This is a genomic window from Streptomyces sp. NBC_01669 (assembly GCF_026339735.1).
Lineage (GTDB): Bacteria > Actinomycetota > Actinomycetes > Streptomycetales > Streptomycetaceae > Streptomyces > Streptomyces yanii.
On record NZ_JAPEQG010000001.1, the window covers coordinates 3,110,317 to 3,123,563 of the forward strand.

The following is a 13,247-nucleotide window of genomic DNA, read 5'->3' on the forward strand; positions in this document are numbered from 1 at the left end:
ACGGCCCTGCCGGTGTGCTGGGTGTTCGGCGCCTAGACCTTCGCCACGGCGGGCTCCTGGCCACCGTCCCGCGGCTCCGGAACGTTGTCCGCGCCGTCGCCGTGCTCCGCGTTCCGGGTGAGCGTCTTCTCGTCGAACGGGATGGCGCCGGCCAGCACCTGGTCGACCCGCTCCCTGTCGATCTCCTTGGTCCATGTGCCGATGAGCAGCGTGGCGACGGCGTTGCCCGCAAAGTTGGTGAGGGCGCGGGCCTCGCTCATGAAGCGGTCGATGCCGATGATCAGGCCGACGCCGTCGACCAGCGCGGGCTTGTGCGACTGGAGCCCGCTCGCCAGCACGGCGATGCCGGAACCGGAGACACCGGCCGCGCCCTTGGAGGCGATCATCATGAAGAGGAGGAGCGAGATCTGCTGGCCCAGCGCCAGCGGCTGACCCATCGAGTCGGCGATGAACAGCGACGCCATGGTCAGGTAGATCATCGTGCCGTCGAGGTTGAACGAGTACCCGGTGGGCACGGTGATGCCGACGACCGGGCGGCTGACACCCAGGTGTTCCATCTTCGCGATGAGGCGCGGCAGCGCCGACTCGGAGGAGGACGTGGAGAGGATCAGCAGGAACTCGCGGCCCAGGTACTTGAAGAGATGGAAGAGGTTCACCCCGGTCACCAGGCGCAGCAGTGTGCCGAGCACCAGGACCACGAACAGGATGCAGGTGATGTAGAAGCCCAGCATGATCGTGGCGAGGGCCTTGAGCGCGTCCACACCGGTCTCGCCGATGACGGCGGCCATCGCGCCGAACGCGCCCACCGGGGCCGCCCACATGATCATGGACAGGACGCGGAAGACCAGCTTCTGGATGTGCTCGACCCCGCGCAGCACCGGCTCACCGGCCGTGCCCATGGCCTGCAGCGCGAAACCGACGAGCAGCGCGACCAGCAGGGTCTGGAGCACCGAGCCACCGGTGAAGGCCGACACGAAGGTGGTCGGGATGATGCCGAGCAGGAAGTCGACCGGCCCTTCGGCGGCGTCGCTCGCCGCCGTGTGGCCGACATCCTTCACCGTCTGCGTGAGGTGCATGCCGTCGCCGGGGTGCAGCACATTGCCGACGACCAGGCCGATCGCCAGCGCGACCACCGACATGGCCAGGAAGTATCCGAGCGCGAGGCCGCCCACCTTGCCGATCTTGGCGGCCTTGCGGACCGAGCCGACGCCCAGCACGATGGTGCAGAAGATGATCGGCGAGATCATCATCTTGATGAGGTTCACGAAGCCGGTACCGATCGGCTTGAGCTCCACGGCGAACCCGGGGGCCACGAAGCCCACCAGGATGCCGAGGCCCACAGCCGCGATCACGGCGAGATACAGATAATGCGTACGGTCCCGCCTGGCGGCTGGCACTCCCACGGGGTTCTCCTCGGCTCGTCCCGGTCGGTCCCCCGTCCCTGGGGGTCTCGGCGAATATCCCGCCCCCTGTGATGGCGGTCACCCTTACGTACATTTCGTTCATATGTTTTCGGCCAGGCACACTGTGACCATGCGTCTCCCCCGGACCCGTCCGCGCAGCCTGGCCGGTCAGCTCTTCGCCATGCAGGTGGTGCTGGTGGCGGCCGTGGTGGCCGGATGCGCCTTCTTCGCGTACGTCTCCGGCCGCGCACAGGCGGAGGAGACCGCGGCCCGGCAGGTCCGGGCGGCGGCTCTGGCGGTGGCCGATTCCCCGTCGGTACGGGAGGCGATCCGCACCCCGGACCCGTCCGCCGTGCTGCAGCCGTACGCGGAGCGGGTCCGCAAGGACACCGGGATCGCCTTCGTCACGATCATGAGCCCGGACCGGATCCGCTGGACGCACCCCGACGCCGACCGGATCGGCGAGACGTTCCTCGGGCACACGGCGCGGGCACTGCGCGGCGAGACGTTCTCGGAGACGTACACCGGCACGCTCGGTCCGTCGATCCGGGTCGTCACCCCGATCCTGGACGGCGGCAGGATCACCGGTCTGGTCAGCGCGGGCATCACGGTCGAACGGGTCTCCTCGCAGGTGCGGGCTCAGCTCGGTGCGCTGGGGCTGGCGGCGGGCGGGGCGCTCGCGCTCGGCGGCGTCGGTACGTATGTGATCAACGCCCGGCTGAGGCGCCACACGCACGGCATGAACGCCGCCGAGCTGAGCCGGATGCACGACTACCACCAGGCCACGCTGCACGCGGTGCGCGAGGGGCTGCTGATGCTCGACGGGCGCCGCAGGATCGCGCTGATCAACGACGCGGGCCGGGAGCTGCTCGGGCTGCCCCCGGGTGCGGTCGGGCGCCGGGTCGCCGATCTGGAGCTCCCGCCGCCGCTGACCGGGGCTCTGCTCGCCTCCGAGGAGCGGGTCGACGAGCTGCATCTGACGGCGGACCGGGTGATCGTGGTCAACACCCGTCCGGTGGTGGGCGGCGAGCAGCGCGGCACGGTCGTGACCCTGCGCGACCACACGGAACTTCAGGCGCTGTCCGGCGAGTTGGACTCGGAGCGGGGCTTCACCCAGGCGCTGCGCTCGCAGGCGCACGAGGCGGCCAACCGGTTGCACACGGTCGTCTCGCTGATCGAGCTCGGCCGGGCGGAGGAGGCGGTCGGCTTCGCCACGGCGGAGCTGGAGCTGGCCCAGGCCCTCACCGACCGGGTCGTCGGCGCCGTCGCCGAACCGGTACTGGCGGCCCTGCTGCTGGGCAAGGCGGCGCAGGCGAACGAGCGGGGGGTAGAGCTGGTGCTCGCGGACGACAGCCTGATCGACGACGGGGCACTGCCCGAGACGCTGTCGTCGCGCGATCTGGTGACGATCCTCGGCAATCTGATCGACAACGCGGTGGATGCGGCGTCCGAGGCGGCGACGGGCCCCTCCCCCGCCGGAGGCGTTCCCGGCCAGCGGGGTGGTGTGGCGGGCCGCCCGGTCCGTGCCCGGGTCACCGTGACCGCGCTCGCCGATGACGGCGAGTTGCTGCTGCGGGTCGCCGACACCGGCGCCGGGGTCGATCCAGGTGACGCGGCACAGGTGTTCCACCGCGGCTGGTCCACGCACGGCGCCGGTCGCGGGCTCGGTCTGGCACTCGTGCAGCAGGCCGTGCACCGGGGTGGCGGGACGGTCACCCTGAGCGGGGGCCCGGACGGCGGTGCGGAGTTCACCGTACGACTGCCGCTGCCGCCCGCGCCCATGCCGTCCGAGTCCGCGCACGCCCCCAAGGAGCCCACCCCATGATCCAGGTGCTGGTCGTCGAGGACGATCCCGTGGCCGCCGACGCCCATCAGCTGTATGTGGGCCGGGTCCCCGGCTTCACCGTGGCCGCGGTCGCTCATTCGCGTGCGGAGGCGGTACGGGCACTGGACCGTACCCCCATCGATCTGCTGCTCCTGGATCTGTATCTGCCCGACGGGCACGGTCTGCAGCTGCTGCGCTCACTGCGCGCCGCCGGCCACGCGGCGGATGTCATCGCCGTGACGTCGGCGCGTGATCTGACCGTGGTCCGGGAGGGGGTGTCGCTCGGTGTCGTCCAGTACGTGCTGAAGCCGTTCACCTTCGCCACCCTGCGCGACCGCCTCGTCCGCTACGCCGAGTTCCGTGGGGCGGCCGGTGAGGCGAGCGGGCAGGACGAGGTGGACCGGGCGCTCGGCGCGCTGCGGGCGCCGCAGCCGGTCCGGCTGCCCAAGGGGCTGAGCGGCCCGACGCTGGAGGCGGTGACGCGTGCGCTGCGGGCCTCCCCGGACGGGGTGACGGCAGCGGCCACCGGCGTGGAGCTGGGCATCTCGCGGATCACCGCCCGCCGCTATCTGGAGCACCTGGTGTCGACGGGGCGCGCCGTTCGCAGCCCCCAGTACGGGCAGATCGGACGGCCGGAGCTGCACTACCGGTGGGTCGCCGAAACTCGCTGACGGTTCCTGCCGCCGTACGTTCCGCGCACGCCTCTCAGCGCCGGTGTATGGACTCTTCGCAGAGGTCGATCCGGTCGACCCGATGTACGGGACGGCGCTCTTCCTGCCCACAGCCCAACTGCCGTTCACAGGCTGATGGTGTTCGCCAGGATTCCCAGGAACAGCCCCCAACCCGCATCCAGGATGCTGCGATGCTGCGGTTGAGCCCGGCCTTCGCGACAGCCGGTGCTGCTGTACATCCTGATCTCGCACCGGCTGGGCGGGGGGTTCGCCCTGGGCGGCGCAGCCAAGGCATGAGCGGACACGGGCAGGGAACGCCGACGACCTAGGACGTTCCTACGAGCCGTGATCTCGGTCGAACACACCGTAGTCAGGCCGTGTCCTGACTCCTACGGTGGGGCCGTGCACCCCACACCGCCCTTCAACGCCCCTGCCGCGCGCCGACTGCGCGAGGCCCTGGGGATGGCGCCCGGCCATGTCGCGTACGGTCTCGCCGCCCAGTACGGACTCCGGATCAGCGCGGACACCGTCGCCGCCTGGGAGCGCGGTCTCGCGCTGCCCAGCGAGTACGAACTCACGGCGCTGGCCGGAGTCCTGTGGTGCGCGCCGGGCGACCTGCTGACCGCCGCCCGCTCCCTGCGGGAGCACCGGGTGGCCCAGGGCCTGGCCGCGGACGAGCTCGCGCGGCTGGTGGGGCTGGCGGTCTCCGCCTATCTGCGGATGGAGGAGTCGGGGCACTGGCGCGGCAACGAGCGGCAGTCCGCGGCGCTCAGCGAGGCGCTGGGGCTGTCGGCGGCCGGCTTCGTGACGGCGACGGGGCGCTACGAGGAGCTGGCGGAGCTGCTGCGCAGTGCGGTGACGACGCGCTGGCAGGCGTACACCCGGCCGGTCGCGAAGCTGGTGCCGCTGGAGCGGCGGCGGCTGCAGGACGTGCTGGAGCGGCTGCACGGGGACTACCAGGCGCTGATGGTGTCGACGCTGAGCTGGAGCACGGGGGGCGCGGAGCGGGTGGGGTCCGACGGGGAGGCCGGGCGGGCGTTCCTGGACGGGATCGTGGAGCGGTTCTGGGAGACGGCGGGGGTGTAGGGCCTGTCTTTCGGTTCGTGCCGGGCCCGCGGGGTCCGGCACGCGCCCCGATCCGGCCTGATCCGAAAGAAAGCGGCCCCACGGGGCAGCCTCCGCGCCCTCGAACACCGGACGGGCCGGACGTCGTCGGCCCGTCCGGTGCCCGGAACCGGTCAGAACACCGACTCCGCCTCGTACATCCGGTCCTTCGGTACCGTCTTCAGCTGCGTGATCGCGTCCGCGAGCGGGACCATCGTGATGTCGTTGCCGCGCAGCGCCGTCATCCGGCCGAAGTCGCCCCGGTGCGCCGCCTCGACCGCGTGCCAGCCGAAGCGGGTGGCGAGCACCCGGTCGTACGCGGTCGGCGTGCCGCCGCGCTGGACGTGGCCGAGAATGACCGGCCTGGCCTCCTTGCCGAGCCTGGTCTCCAACTCGACCGCGAGCCGGTTGCCGATGCCCTGGAAGCGCTCGTGGCCGTACTGGTCGATCTCGCCCTTGGCGTACGGCATCGAGCCCTCGGCCGGGTGCGCGCCCTCGGCCACGCAGATGACCGCGAACTTCTTGCCGCGTGCGAAGCGTTCCTCGACCATCTTGACCAGGTCCGCGACCTCGAACGGCCGCTCGGGCAGACAGATGCCGTGCGCACCGCCCGCCATGCCGGACTCCAGCGCGATCCAGCCCGCGTGCCGGCCCATCACCTCGACGACCATGACCCGCTGGTGCGATTCGGCCGTGGTCTTGAGACGGTCTATGGCTTCGGTGGCGACGCCCACCGCCGTGTCGAAGCCGAAGGTGCGGTCGGTGGACGAGATGTCGTTGTCGATGGTCTTCGGGACGCCGACGACGGGCATTCCGGCGTCCGACAGCATCCGGGCCGCGGTGAGGGTGCCCTCGCCGCCGATCGGGATCAGCGCGTCGATGCCGTAACGGCGGCTCAGCTCGTCACAGTTCTCGGCCGCTTCGCGGAGCCGGTCGCGCTCCAGCCGGGCCGAGCCGAGGATGGTGCCGCCGCGGGCGAGGATGCCGCTGACCGCGTTGAGGTCGAGGGGCCGGAAGTGACCGTCGAGGAGTCCCTTGAACCCGTCCTCGAAGCCGATGACTTCATCACCATGACCCACCACGGCGCGGTGCACGACCGACCGGATCACTGCGTTCAGGCCCGGGCAGTCGCCGCCTGCGGTGAGAACTCCGATGCGCATCGTGCTGTGTCTCCTGCTCGCTAGTGCCGTGCATTCCGGGGGCGACTACAGAATCCCCCGTACCGTGAGCCACAACGATTGTCCCACGTCAGGTCTGGACCTCGCGCTACCGACTCTTCCACCGGCACCGCACCGGACGGAGTGCCGGGCGCGACGGGGCTCTTCCCGCACCCGATCAGGGCCTTTCGTCCGGCGGGCGGCTTATCCGCCCCCGCAGGTATCGTCAACAGGGCGATATCGCTCCAACCGGACAGAACGACGGGAGAGCACGCGTGACGCGCAGCGTGTACGTGACAGGAATCGACCGGGGAGACGGCCGTCAGGTCGTCGATCTGGGAGTCATGGAGCTCCTGACGCGTCAGGTGGACCGGGTCGGGGTGTTCCGGCCGCTGGTCCATGACGGCCCCGACCGGCTGTTCGAGCTGCTGCGGGCCCGCTACCGGCTCTCCCAGGACCCGTCGACGGTCTACGGCCTGGACTACGCGGAGGCGTCCGCGCTACAGGCGGAGAAGGGTACCGACGAACTGGTCTCGCGGCTCGTCGACCGCTTCCATCAGGTGGCCCGCTCGTACGAGGTGGTGCTGGTCCTCGGCACGGACTTCGCGGCCACCCAACTCCCCGACGAGCTGGCGCTCAATGCCCGGCTGGCCAACGAGTTCGGCGCCTCGGTGATCGCCGTGGTCGGCGGGAAGGGGCAGGACGCGGAGTCCGTGCGGGCCGAGACGAGGAACGCCTACCGGGCGTACGCCGGGCTGGGCTGCGACGTCCTTGCGATGGTGGTGAACCGGGTGGCGGCGGAGGACCGCGAGGTCATCGCCGAGCGGCTGGCGGCGCGGCTGCCCGTCCCCTGTTCGGTGCTGCCGGACGACGCGGCGCTCTCCGCGCCGACGGTCGCCCAGATCACCACGGCGCTCGGCGGAACGGTTCTGCTCGGCGACGACGCGGGGCTGGCCAGGGACGCGCTGGACTTCGTCTTCGGCGGGGCGATGCTGCCGAATCTGCTGAACGCACTGACGCCGGGCTGTCTCGTGGTCACGCCCGGGGACCGGGCGGACCTGGTGGTCGGCTCGCTGGCGGCGCACAGCGCCGGAACCCCGCCCATCGCGGGTGTGCTGCTGACCCTGAACGAGCGCCCCGGCGAGGAGATACTCAAGCTGGCCGCACGTCTCGCACCGGGCACCCCGGTCGTGTCGGTGGCCGGCGGATCCTTCCCCACCGCGGGCGAACTCTTCGCGCTGGAGGGAAAGTTGAACGCGGCGACGCCCCGCAAGGCAGAGACCGCACTGGGCCTCTTCGAGCGCCACGTCGACACCGGCGCCCTGCTGGAGCGGATCTCGGTGGCCCGCAGCGGCCGCGTCACGCCGATGATGTTCGAGCACGAGCTGCTGGAACAGGCCCGCGCGGACCGGCGCCGCGTGGTGCTGCCGGAGGGCACCGAGGAGCGGGTGCTGCGCGCCGCCGATGTGCTGCTGCGCCGCGACGTCTGCGAGCTCACCCTGCTCGGCGACCTCGACATCATCCGCAAGAAGGCCGCCGACCTCGGCATCGACCTCGCCGATACGCAGCTGATCGACCCGCAGACCTCGGAGCTGCGTCAGGCGTTCGCGGAGCGGTACGCACAGCTGCGGGCGCACCGCGGGGTCACGGTGGAGCTGGCGTACGACGTCGTCTCGGACGTGAACTACTTCGGCACGCTGATGGTCCAGGAGGGCCTGGCCGACGGCATGGTCTCCGGGGCCGTGCACTCCACCGCCGCGACGATCCGCCCGGCCTTCGAGATCATCAAGACGAAGCCGGACGCGTCGATCGTCTCCTCGGTCTTCTTCATGTGCCTCTCGGACAAGGTCCTGGTGTACGGGGACTGTGCGGTCAACCCGGACCCGGACGCGGAGCAGCTCGCGGACATCGCCGTCCAGTCCGCCGTCACCGCCGCCCGCTTCGGTGTCGAGCCGCGGATCGCGATGCTCTCGTACTCGACGGGCACCTCGGGCACGGGCGCCGATGTCGACAAGGTGCGGCAGGCGACGGACCTGGTGCGCGCGAGCCGGCCGGATCTCAGGATCGAGGGTCCGATCCAGTACGACGCGGCGGTGGAGCCGAGCGTCGCCGCGACCAAGCTGCCCGGGTCGGAGGTGGCGGGGCAGGCGACCGTGCTGATCTTCCCGGACCTGAACACCGGCAACAACACCTACAAGGCCGTGCAGCGCTCGGCCGGCGCGGTGGCCGTCGGCCCGGTGCTCCAGGGCCTGCGCAAGCCCGTCAACGACCTCTCCCGCGGTGCGCTCGTCCAGGACATCGTCAATACCGTGGCGATCACGGCGATCCAGGCGCAGGGCGAGGAGTGATCCGCATGACCACCCCCACGAAGGAAGGTTCCGCCGCCGTGCAGGCCCGTCGCGTCCTCGTCCTCAACTCCGGCTCCTCATCGGTGAAGTACCAGCTCCTCGACATGGAGGACCGCTCCCGGCTCGCGATCGGCCTGGTCGAGCGGATCGGCGAGGAAACCTCCCGTCTGGTGCACACCCCGCTGACCGGCGGCGCCGCGACACGCGAGCGCACGGGCAGGATCGCCGACCACGAGGCGGCGCTGAAGGCGGCGGCCGAGGAGCTGGCCGCGGACGGGCTGGGGCTGGACTCTCCCGAGCTGGCCTCGATCGGCCACCGGGTGGTGCACGGCGGCCTGCGTTTCACCGAGCCGACCGTGATCACCGACGAGGTGCTGGCGGAGATCGAACGGCTCGTCCCGGTGGCGCCGCTGCACAACCCGGCGAACATCATCGGGATCCGTACCGCACAGGCGCTCCGCCCCGACCTGCCCCAGGTCGCCGTCTTCGACACCGCGTTCCACACCACGATGCCGGAGTCCGCCGCGCGCTACGCGATCGACGTGGAGACCGCGGACGCCCACCGCATCCGCCGCTACGGCTTCCACGGCACCTCGCACGCGTACGTCTCCCGCAAGGCCGCCGAGCTGCTGGGGCGCACCCCCGAGGAGGTCAATGTCATCGTGCTGCACCTGGGCAACGGCGCCTCGGCGTCGGCGGTGGCGGGCGGCCGGTGCGTGGAGACGTCGATGGGACTGACCCCGCTGGAGGGGCTGGTGATGGGGACCCGGTCCGGGGACATCGACCCGGCGGTCACCTTCCATCTGAAGCGGGTGGCGGGGATGTCGATCGACGAGATCGATGTCCTGCTCAACAAGAGGAGCGGTCTGGTCGGGCTCTGCGGGGACAACGACATGCGGGAGATCCGGCGCCGGATCGACGAGGGCGACGAGCGGGCGGCGCTGGCGTTCGACATCTATGTGCACCGGCTGAAGAAGTACATCGGCGCCTATTCGGCGGTCCTCGGGCGGGTGGATGCCGTGGTGTTCACGGCGGGGGTCGGGGAGAACTCGGCGCCCGTACGGGAGGCTGCGATCGCCGGTCTCGAAGAGTTCGGCCTCGCGGTGGACGCCGGTCTCAACGCCGTACGGTCCGGTGAACCGAGGCTGATCTCACCGGACTACGCGCGGGTCGCGGTCGCCGTGGTGCCGACGGACGAGGAGCTGGAGATCGCCGGCCAGACCTTTGCGCTGGTCGAGAGGCTCGGACGGACCGCGCAGCCCGGGCAGGCCGAACCGCTCGGACAGGTCGACAACTGAGCACCCCCGCGCCCCTTTGTATCTTCCACCAGCCGGAATATTCCGCAGTGAAACAAACCGATAGGATCCGCCTCATGCGCCGTTCCAAAATCGTCTGCACCCTCGGTCCCGCCGTCGACTCCCACGAGCAGCTCGTCGCTCTGATCGAGGCCGGCATGAGCGTGGCCCGATTCAACTTCAGCCACGGCTCCCACGAGGAACACCAGGGCCGTTACGACCGTGTCCGCCGGGCCGCCGCCGAGACCGGCCGGGCGGTCGGCGTACTCGCCGACCTCCAGGGCCCGAAGATCCGCCTGGCGAAGTTCGCCGAGGGCCCCGTCGAACTGGTCCGCGGGGACGAGTTCACCATCACCACCGAGGACGTCCCCGGTGACAAGTCGATCTGCGGTACGACCTACAAGGGGCTGCCGGGCGACGTCGACAAGGGCGACCCGATCCTGATCAACGACGGCAACGTCGAGCTGAAGGTCGTCGAGGTCGAGGGTTCCCGGGTCAAGACCATCGTCATCGAGGGCGGGGTGATCTCCGACCACAAGGGGATCAACCTGCCGGGTGCGGCGGTCAACGTCCCTGCCCTGTCCGAGAAGGACGTCGAGGACCTCCGCTTCGCCCTGCGGATGGGCTGCGACCTGGTCGCCCTCTCCTTCGTGCGCGACGCCGACGACGTCAAGGACGTCCACAAGATCATGGACGAGGAGGGCCGCCGGGTCCCCGTCATCGCCAAGGTCGAGAAGCCGCAGGCCGTCGAGCACATGGAGGGCGTCGTCATGGCGTTCGACGGTGTGATGGTCGCCCGTGGCGACCTGGCCGTCGAGTACCCCCTGGAGAAGGTCCCGATGGTGCAGAAGCGCCTCGTGGAGCTCTGCCGGCGGAACGCCAAGCCGGTGATCGTGGCGACCCAGATGATGGAGTCGATGATCACCAACTCGCGGCCGACCCGCGCCGAGGCGTCCGACGTCGCCAACGCGATCCTGGACGGGGCCGACGCGGTCATGCTGTCCGCCGAGTCCAGCGTGGGCGCGTACCCGATCGAGACGGTCAAGACGATGTCGAAGATCGTCGTCGCCGCCGAGGAGGAGCTGCTCTCCAAGGGCCTGCAGCCGCTGGTCCCGGGCAAGAAGCCCCGTACCCAGGGCGGTTCGGTGGCCCGCGCGGCCTGCGAGATCGCGGACTTCCTGAACGGCAAGGCTCTGGTCGCCTTCACCAAGTCCGGTGACACGGCCCGCCGGCTCTCCCGCTACCGCGCCGCGCAGCCGATCCTGGCCTTCACCACCGACGAGTCCACCCGGAACCAACTCGCCCTGAGCTGGGGCGTCGAGGCCCACGTCGTGCCGCACGTGGACAACACCGACGCCATGGTGGACCTGGTCGACGCGGAGCTGCTGAAGCTGAGCCGCTACAACGCCGGTGACACGATGGTCATCACGGCCGGTTCGCCCCCCGGCGTCCCCGGCACCACCAACATGGTCCGGGTGCACCACGTGGGCGGCAGCGACCGCGGCTGACGAGCCGACCGCACCGGCATACGGCTGTGGCCCGCACCCCCTTCGAAGGGGGTGCGGGCCACAGTCCTGTGCGGCTCCCTGACGGGTCCGGGTCCTGTCCTAGCTGTTGCCGCCGGTGAAGTAGTTGTGCAGCCCGGGCACCGTGAGCGAGCCGCCGAACTGGCCTGCCTGGGTCACCTTGACGTTGGTGAAGAAGGCGAAGGGCACGTTCACCGGCGGCGGCGTCTGGGGGCTGAATGTGACCGGGATCAGGCCGAAGAGGTTGCCCTTCAGCTCCTCCGTGTACATCGTCACCGTGCCGTTGCGGATGGTGGACGTGGAGCCCTTGCTCGCCTGGACATGGGCCGTGGTGCCGTTCGGGCCGACCGTCAGCTGGTGGAGGTCCTTGATGTCGACGGAGCTCGCGGTGAACTTCAGCACCTTCTTGATGGTGCCGTCCTGCGTCTTCACCTCGACGATGCCCTTGTAGTCGAGCCCGTTGAGGGTGAGCAGCGAGCTGTCCAGGATCCACGGGTCGGTCGGGAGCAGCGGGACGCCCGTTTCCAGGTCCGCCGCGGCCAGTGCCTCGGGGTCGGCGGTCGGACACGGGAAGCGCTCCTTGGCGCCGTCCGGGATGTCCTCGTCCTTCTTGGCGTCGAGCCCCTTGACGCTGTCGTCGAGCTCCTCGACCGACGTGCCTGCCTTGTCCGCCGCGTCACGGATGGCCTCGGCGGTCTTGTCGACCGTGCCCTTCACGACGTCCGTGACCTTGTCGGTGGACTTGGTCGCGGTGTCCGACGGCTCGGGGGACGCGGTGGTGGCGCTCGGGGACGGACTGGCCGTCTCCGCGTGCGATCCGTCGAGGAGGTCCTTGAGAGCGTCGCCGACGCCCAACGGGTCGAGCGGGTTGTTCGTCGCCGTGGGCGAGGGGGAGGCGCTCGGCGTCTTTGCGGGAGCCGCGTCGCTCTGCTTCTTCGCCGCGTCGCTCGCCGATTCGGTCGCCGAGGGCTTCGTGGTCGCCTCGTCCGAACCGCCGCCGGTGTCACCGCTGGTCTCACTGGCCGACGGGGACGGGGTCTTCGTCTCCGAGGCCGACGCCGATGGCTCCGGCGACTCGGTCGGCTCGTCGGATCGGGTCACGCAGGGGCCCGCCGCGAAGGGGATGTCCGTCGCGTCGTCGGCCAGGGCAAGCTTCGGGGTGAGTCCCATCCCGACAAAGACCGCCGTCGGCATCGCGGCGAGCGCGAAGGCCTTGCCCGCGGGTATGTGAAGCTTCGTCAGCAGCGATTTTCTGGGGGCCGCGTGGCGCGGCCCGCTTCTCACCCGGAAGTCCTCGCCTCCGGTCGAGTTCAGCTGCGTCTCGTCACCCCGCACTGTTCCTCCCGCCGTTGACTTCAACGTTGCCGTTCGTGCTGTCGTCGCCCCACGGAGCGGGACCGGGGCTGTACGCCGGTCCGGCGTCGTGCTGCTGTTCCGTGCCGTCGGGCACCAAACCCTCGGGAGCTTCCGGGCCCTGGGGCGAACGTCCGGCCGTGTGCTTGGCCGGCTGCTCGGCGGCGAGCGTACCCGGCGCCCAGGAGATGGAGAGCGCTCCACCGAGCAGGGAGAACAGGAAGCCGATCAGGAACCCGCCGATGTTGGCAACCGGTATGGAGATCAGCGCTAGCAGGATCGCGGCGACTCCGGCGAACACTCTCACGATGTGGTGGAACCACATCGTGAGGCCCAGCGTGATCAGCAGGATCCCGATGATCAGCGATCCCGCACCGGCGGTCGTGGACATCGCCAGCGTGATGTTGCCGAGGTGCATGTTGGCGTACGGGAAGTACGCGATGGGTAGACCACCCACCATAGTGAACAGGCCCGCCCAGAACGGCCGGTTACCCCGCCAGGTGCGGAATCCTCGCCAGAAGACGCGGAGGTAGTGCTCGTTCTGCCCTGTGGACTCGGGGCTCAT

General features: G+C 70.4%; 10 protein-coding genes. 6 read left to right on the forward strand and 4 right to left on the reverse strand.

Translation table 11 applies throughout. The annotated features are described in order from the left end of the window. Positions 1 to 32: 32 nt before the first annotated feature. Positions 33 to 1,403: a cation:dicarboxylase symporter family transporter gene (locus tag OG972_RS13560; RefSeq protein WP_266981351.1), complete on the reverse strand. Its 1,371-nt coding sequence runs from the start codon at positions 1,401 to 1,403 to the stop codon at positions 33 to 35. 130 nt (positions 1,404 to 1,533) lie between these two features. Between OG972_RS13560 and OG972_RS13565 the strand changes: the two genes are divergently transcribed. The 3 genes from OG972_RS13565 to OG972_RS13575 all read left to right on the forward strand — a co-directional run bounded on the left by OG972_RS13565 (position 1,534) and on the right by OG972_RS13575 (position 4,985). After that, positions 1,534 to 3,228, forward strand: coding sequence for a sensor histidine kinase (locus OG972_RS13565; RefSeq protein ID WP_266981353.1), 1,695 nt, complete (start codon positions 1,534 to 1,536; stop codon positions 3,226 to 3,228). Continuing rightward, the gene (locus OG972_RS13570; protein ID WP_266981355.1) at positions 3,225 to 3,899 is read left to right on the forward strand and encodes a response regulator; all 675 of its coding nucleotides are present in this window, start codon (positions 3,225 to 3,227) and stop codon (positions 3,897 to 3,899) included. The genes OG972_RS13565 and OG972_RS13570 overlap by 4 nt, the downstream gene beginning before the upstream one ends. A 462-nt stretch (positions 3,900 to 4,361) precedes the next feature. Further along, complete coding sequence (locus tag OG972_RS13575; RefSeq protein WP_266990469.1) at positions 4,362 to 4,985, forward strand: helix-turn-helix transcriptional regulator; 624 nt, start codon at positions 4,362 to 4,364, stop codon at positions 4,983 to 4,985. A 152-nt stretch (positions 4,986 to 5,137) separates the two neighbouring features. Here the strand turns inward: OG972_RS13575 and OG972_RS13580 are convergent, their stop codons facing one another. Beyond that, positions 5,138 to 6,163 (reverse strand): ATP-dependent 6-phosphofructokinase, encoded by a 1,026-nt coding sequence (locus OG972_RS13580; RefSeq protein ID WP_266981357.1) that lies wholly within the window; start codon positions 6,161 to 6,163, stop codon positions 5,138 to 5,140. Positions 6,164 to 6,435: 272 nt separating this feature from the next. Here OG972_RS13580 and pta point away from each other — a divergent pair, with 272 nt between their 5' ends. The 3 genes from pta to pyk all read left to right on the forward strand — a co-directional run bounded on the left by pta (position 6,436) and on the right by pyk (position 11,311). Next, positions 6,436 to 8,508 carry a phosphate acetyltransferase gene (gene pta, locus OG972_RS13585; RefSeq protein WP_266981359.1) on the forward strand — a complete coding sequence of 691 codons (2,073 nt, stop codon included), beginning with the start codon at positions 6,436 to 6,438 and terminating at the stop codon, positions 8,506 to 8,508. Between the two features lie 5 nt (positions 8,509 to 8,513). Further along, positions 8,514 to 9,806: an acetate kinase gene (locus OG972_RS13590; protein WP_266981361.1), complete on the forward strand. Its 1,293-nt coding sequence runs from the start codon at positions 8,514 to 8,516 to the stop codon at positions 9,804 to 9,806. A gap of 74 nt (positions 9,807 to 9,880) precedes the next feature. Next, entirely contained in the window at positions 9,881 to 11,311 is a 1,431-nt protein-coding gene (pyk, locus tag OG972_RS13595; RefSeq protein WP_266981363.1) for a pyruvate kinase, read from the forward strand. Positions 11,312 to 11,410: 99 nt separating this feature from the next. Here the strand turns inward: pyk and OG972_RS13600 are convergent, their stop codons facing one another. Both OG972_RS13600 and OG972_RS13605 read right to left on the reverse strand, forming a co-directional pair. Further along, positions 11,411 to 12,664, reverse strand: coding sequence for a hypothetical protein (locus OG972_RS13600; protein ID WP_266981365.1), 1,254 nt, complete (start codon positions 12,662 to 12,664; stop codon positions 11,411 to 11,413). After that, the gene (locus OG972_RS13605; RefSeq protein ID WP_266981367.1) at positions 12,654 to 13,247 is read right to left on the reverse strand and encodes a DUF6114 domain-containing protein; all 594 of its coding nucleotides are present in this window, start codon (positions 13,245 to 13,247) and stop codon (positions 12,654 to 12,656) included. Before OG972_RS13605 ends, OG972_RS13600 begins: the two co-directional genes overlap by 11 nt.

Bases quoted from the DNA above. Each gene is read 5' to 3' on its own strand.
- OG972_RS13575 (WP_266990469.1), top strand. From the start codon at position 4,362: ATGGCGCCCGGCCATGTCGCGTACGGTCTCGCCGCCCAGTACGGACTC.
- OG972_RS13590 (WP_266981361.1), top strand. From the start codon at position 8,514: ATGACCACCCCCACGAAGGAAGGTTCCGCCGCCGTGCAGGCCCGTCGC.
- OG972_RS13570 (WP_266981355.1), top strand. From the start codon at position 3,225: ATGATCCAGGTGCTGGTCGTCGAGGACGATCCCGTGGCCGCCGACGCC.
- OG972_RS13605 (WP_266981367.1), bottom strand. From the start codon at position 13,247: ATGAGCCCCGAGTCCACAGGGCAGAACGAGCACTACCTCCGCGTCTTC.
- OG972_RS13580 (WP_266981357.1), bottom strand. From the start codon at position 6,163: ATGCGCATCGGAGTTCTCACCGCAGGCGGCGACTGCCCGGGCCTGAAC.
- pyk (WP_266981363.1), top strand. From the start codon at position 9,881: ATGCGCCGTTCCAAAATCGTCTGCACCCTCGGTCCCGCCGTCGACTCC.
- OG972_RS13565 (WP_266981353.1), top strand. From the start codon at position 1,534: ATGCGTCTCCCCCGGACCCGTCCGCGCAGCCTGGCCGGTCAGCTCTTC.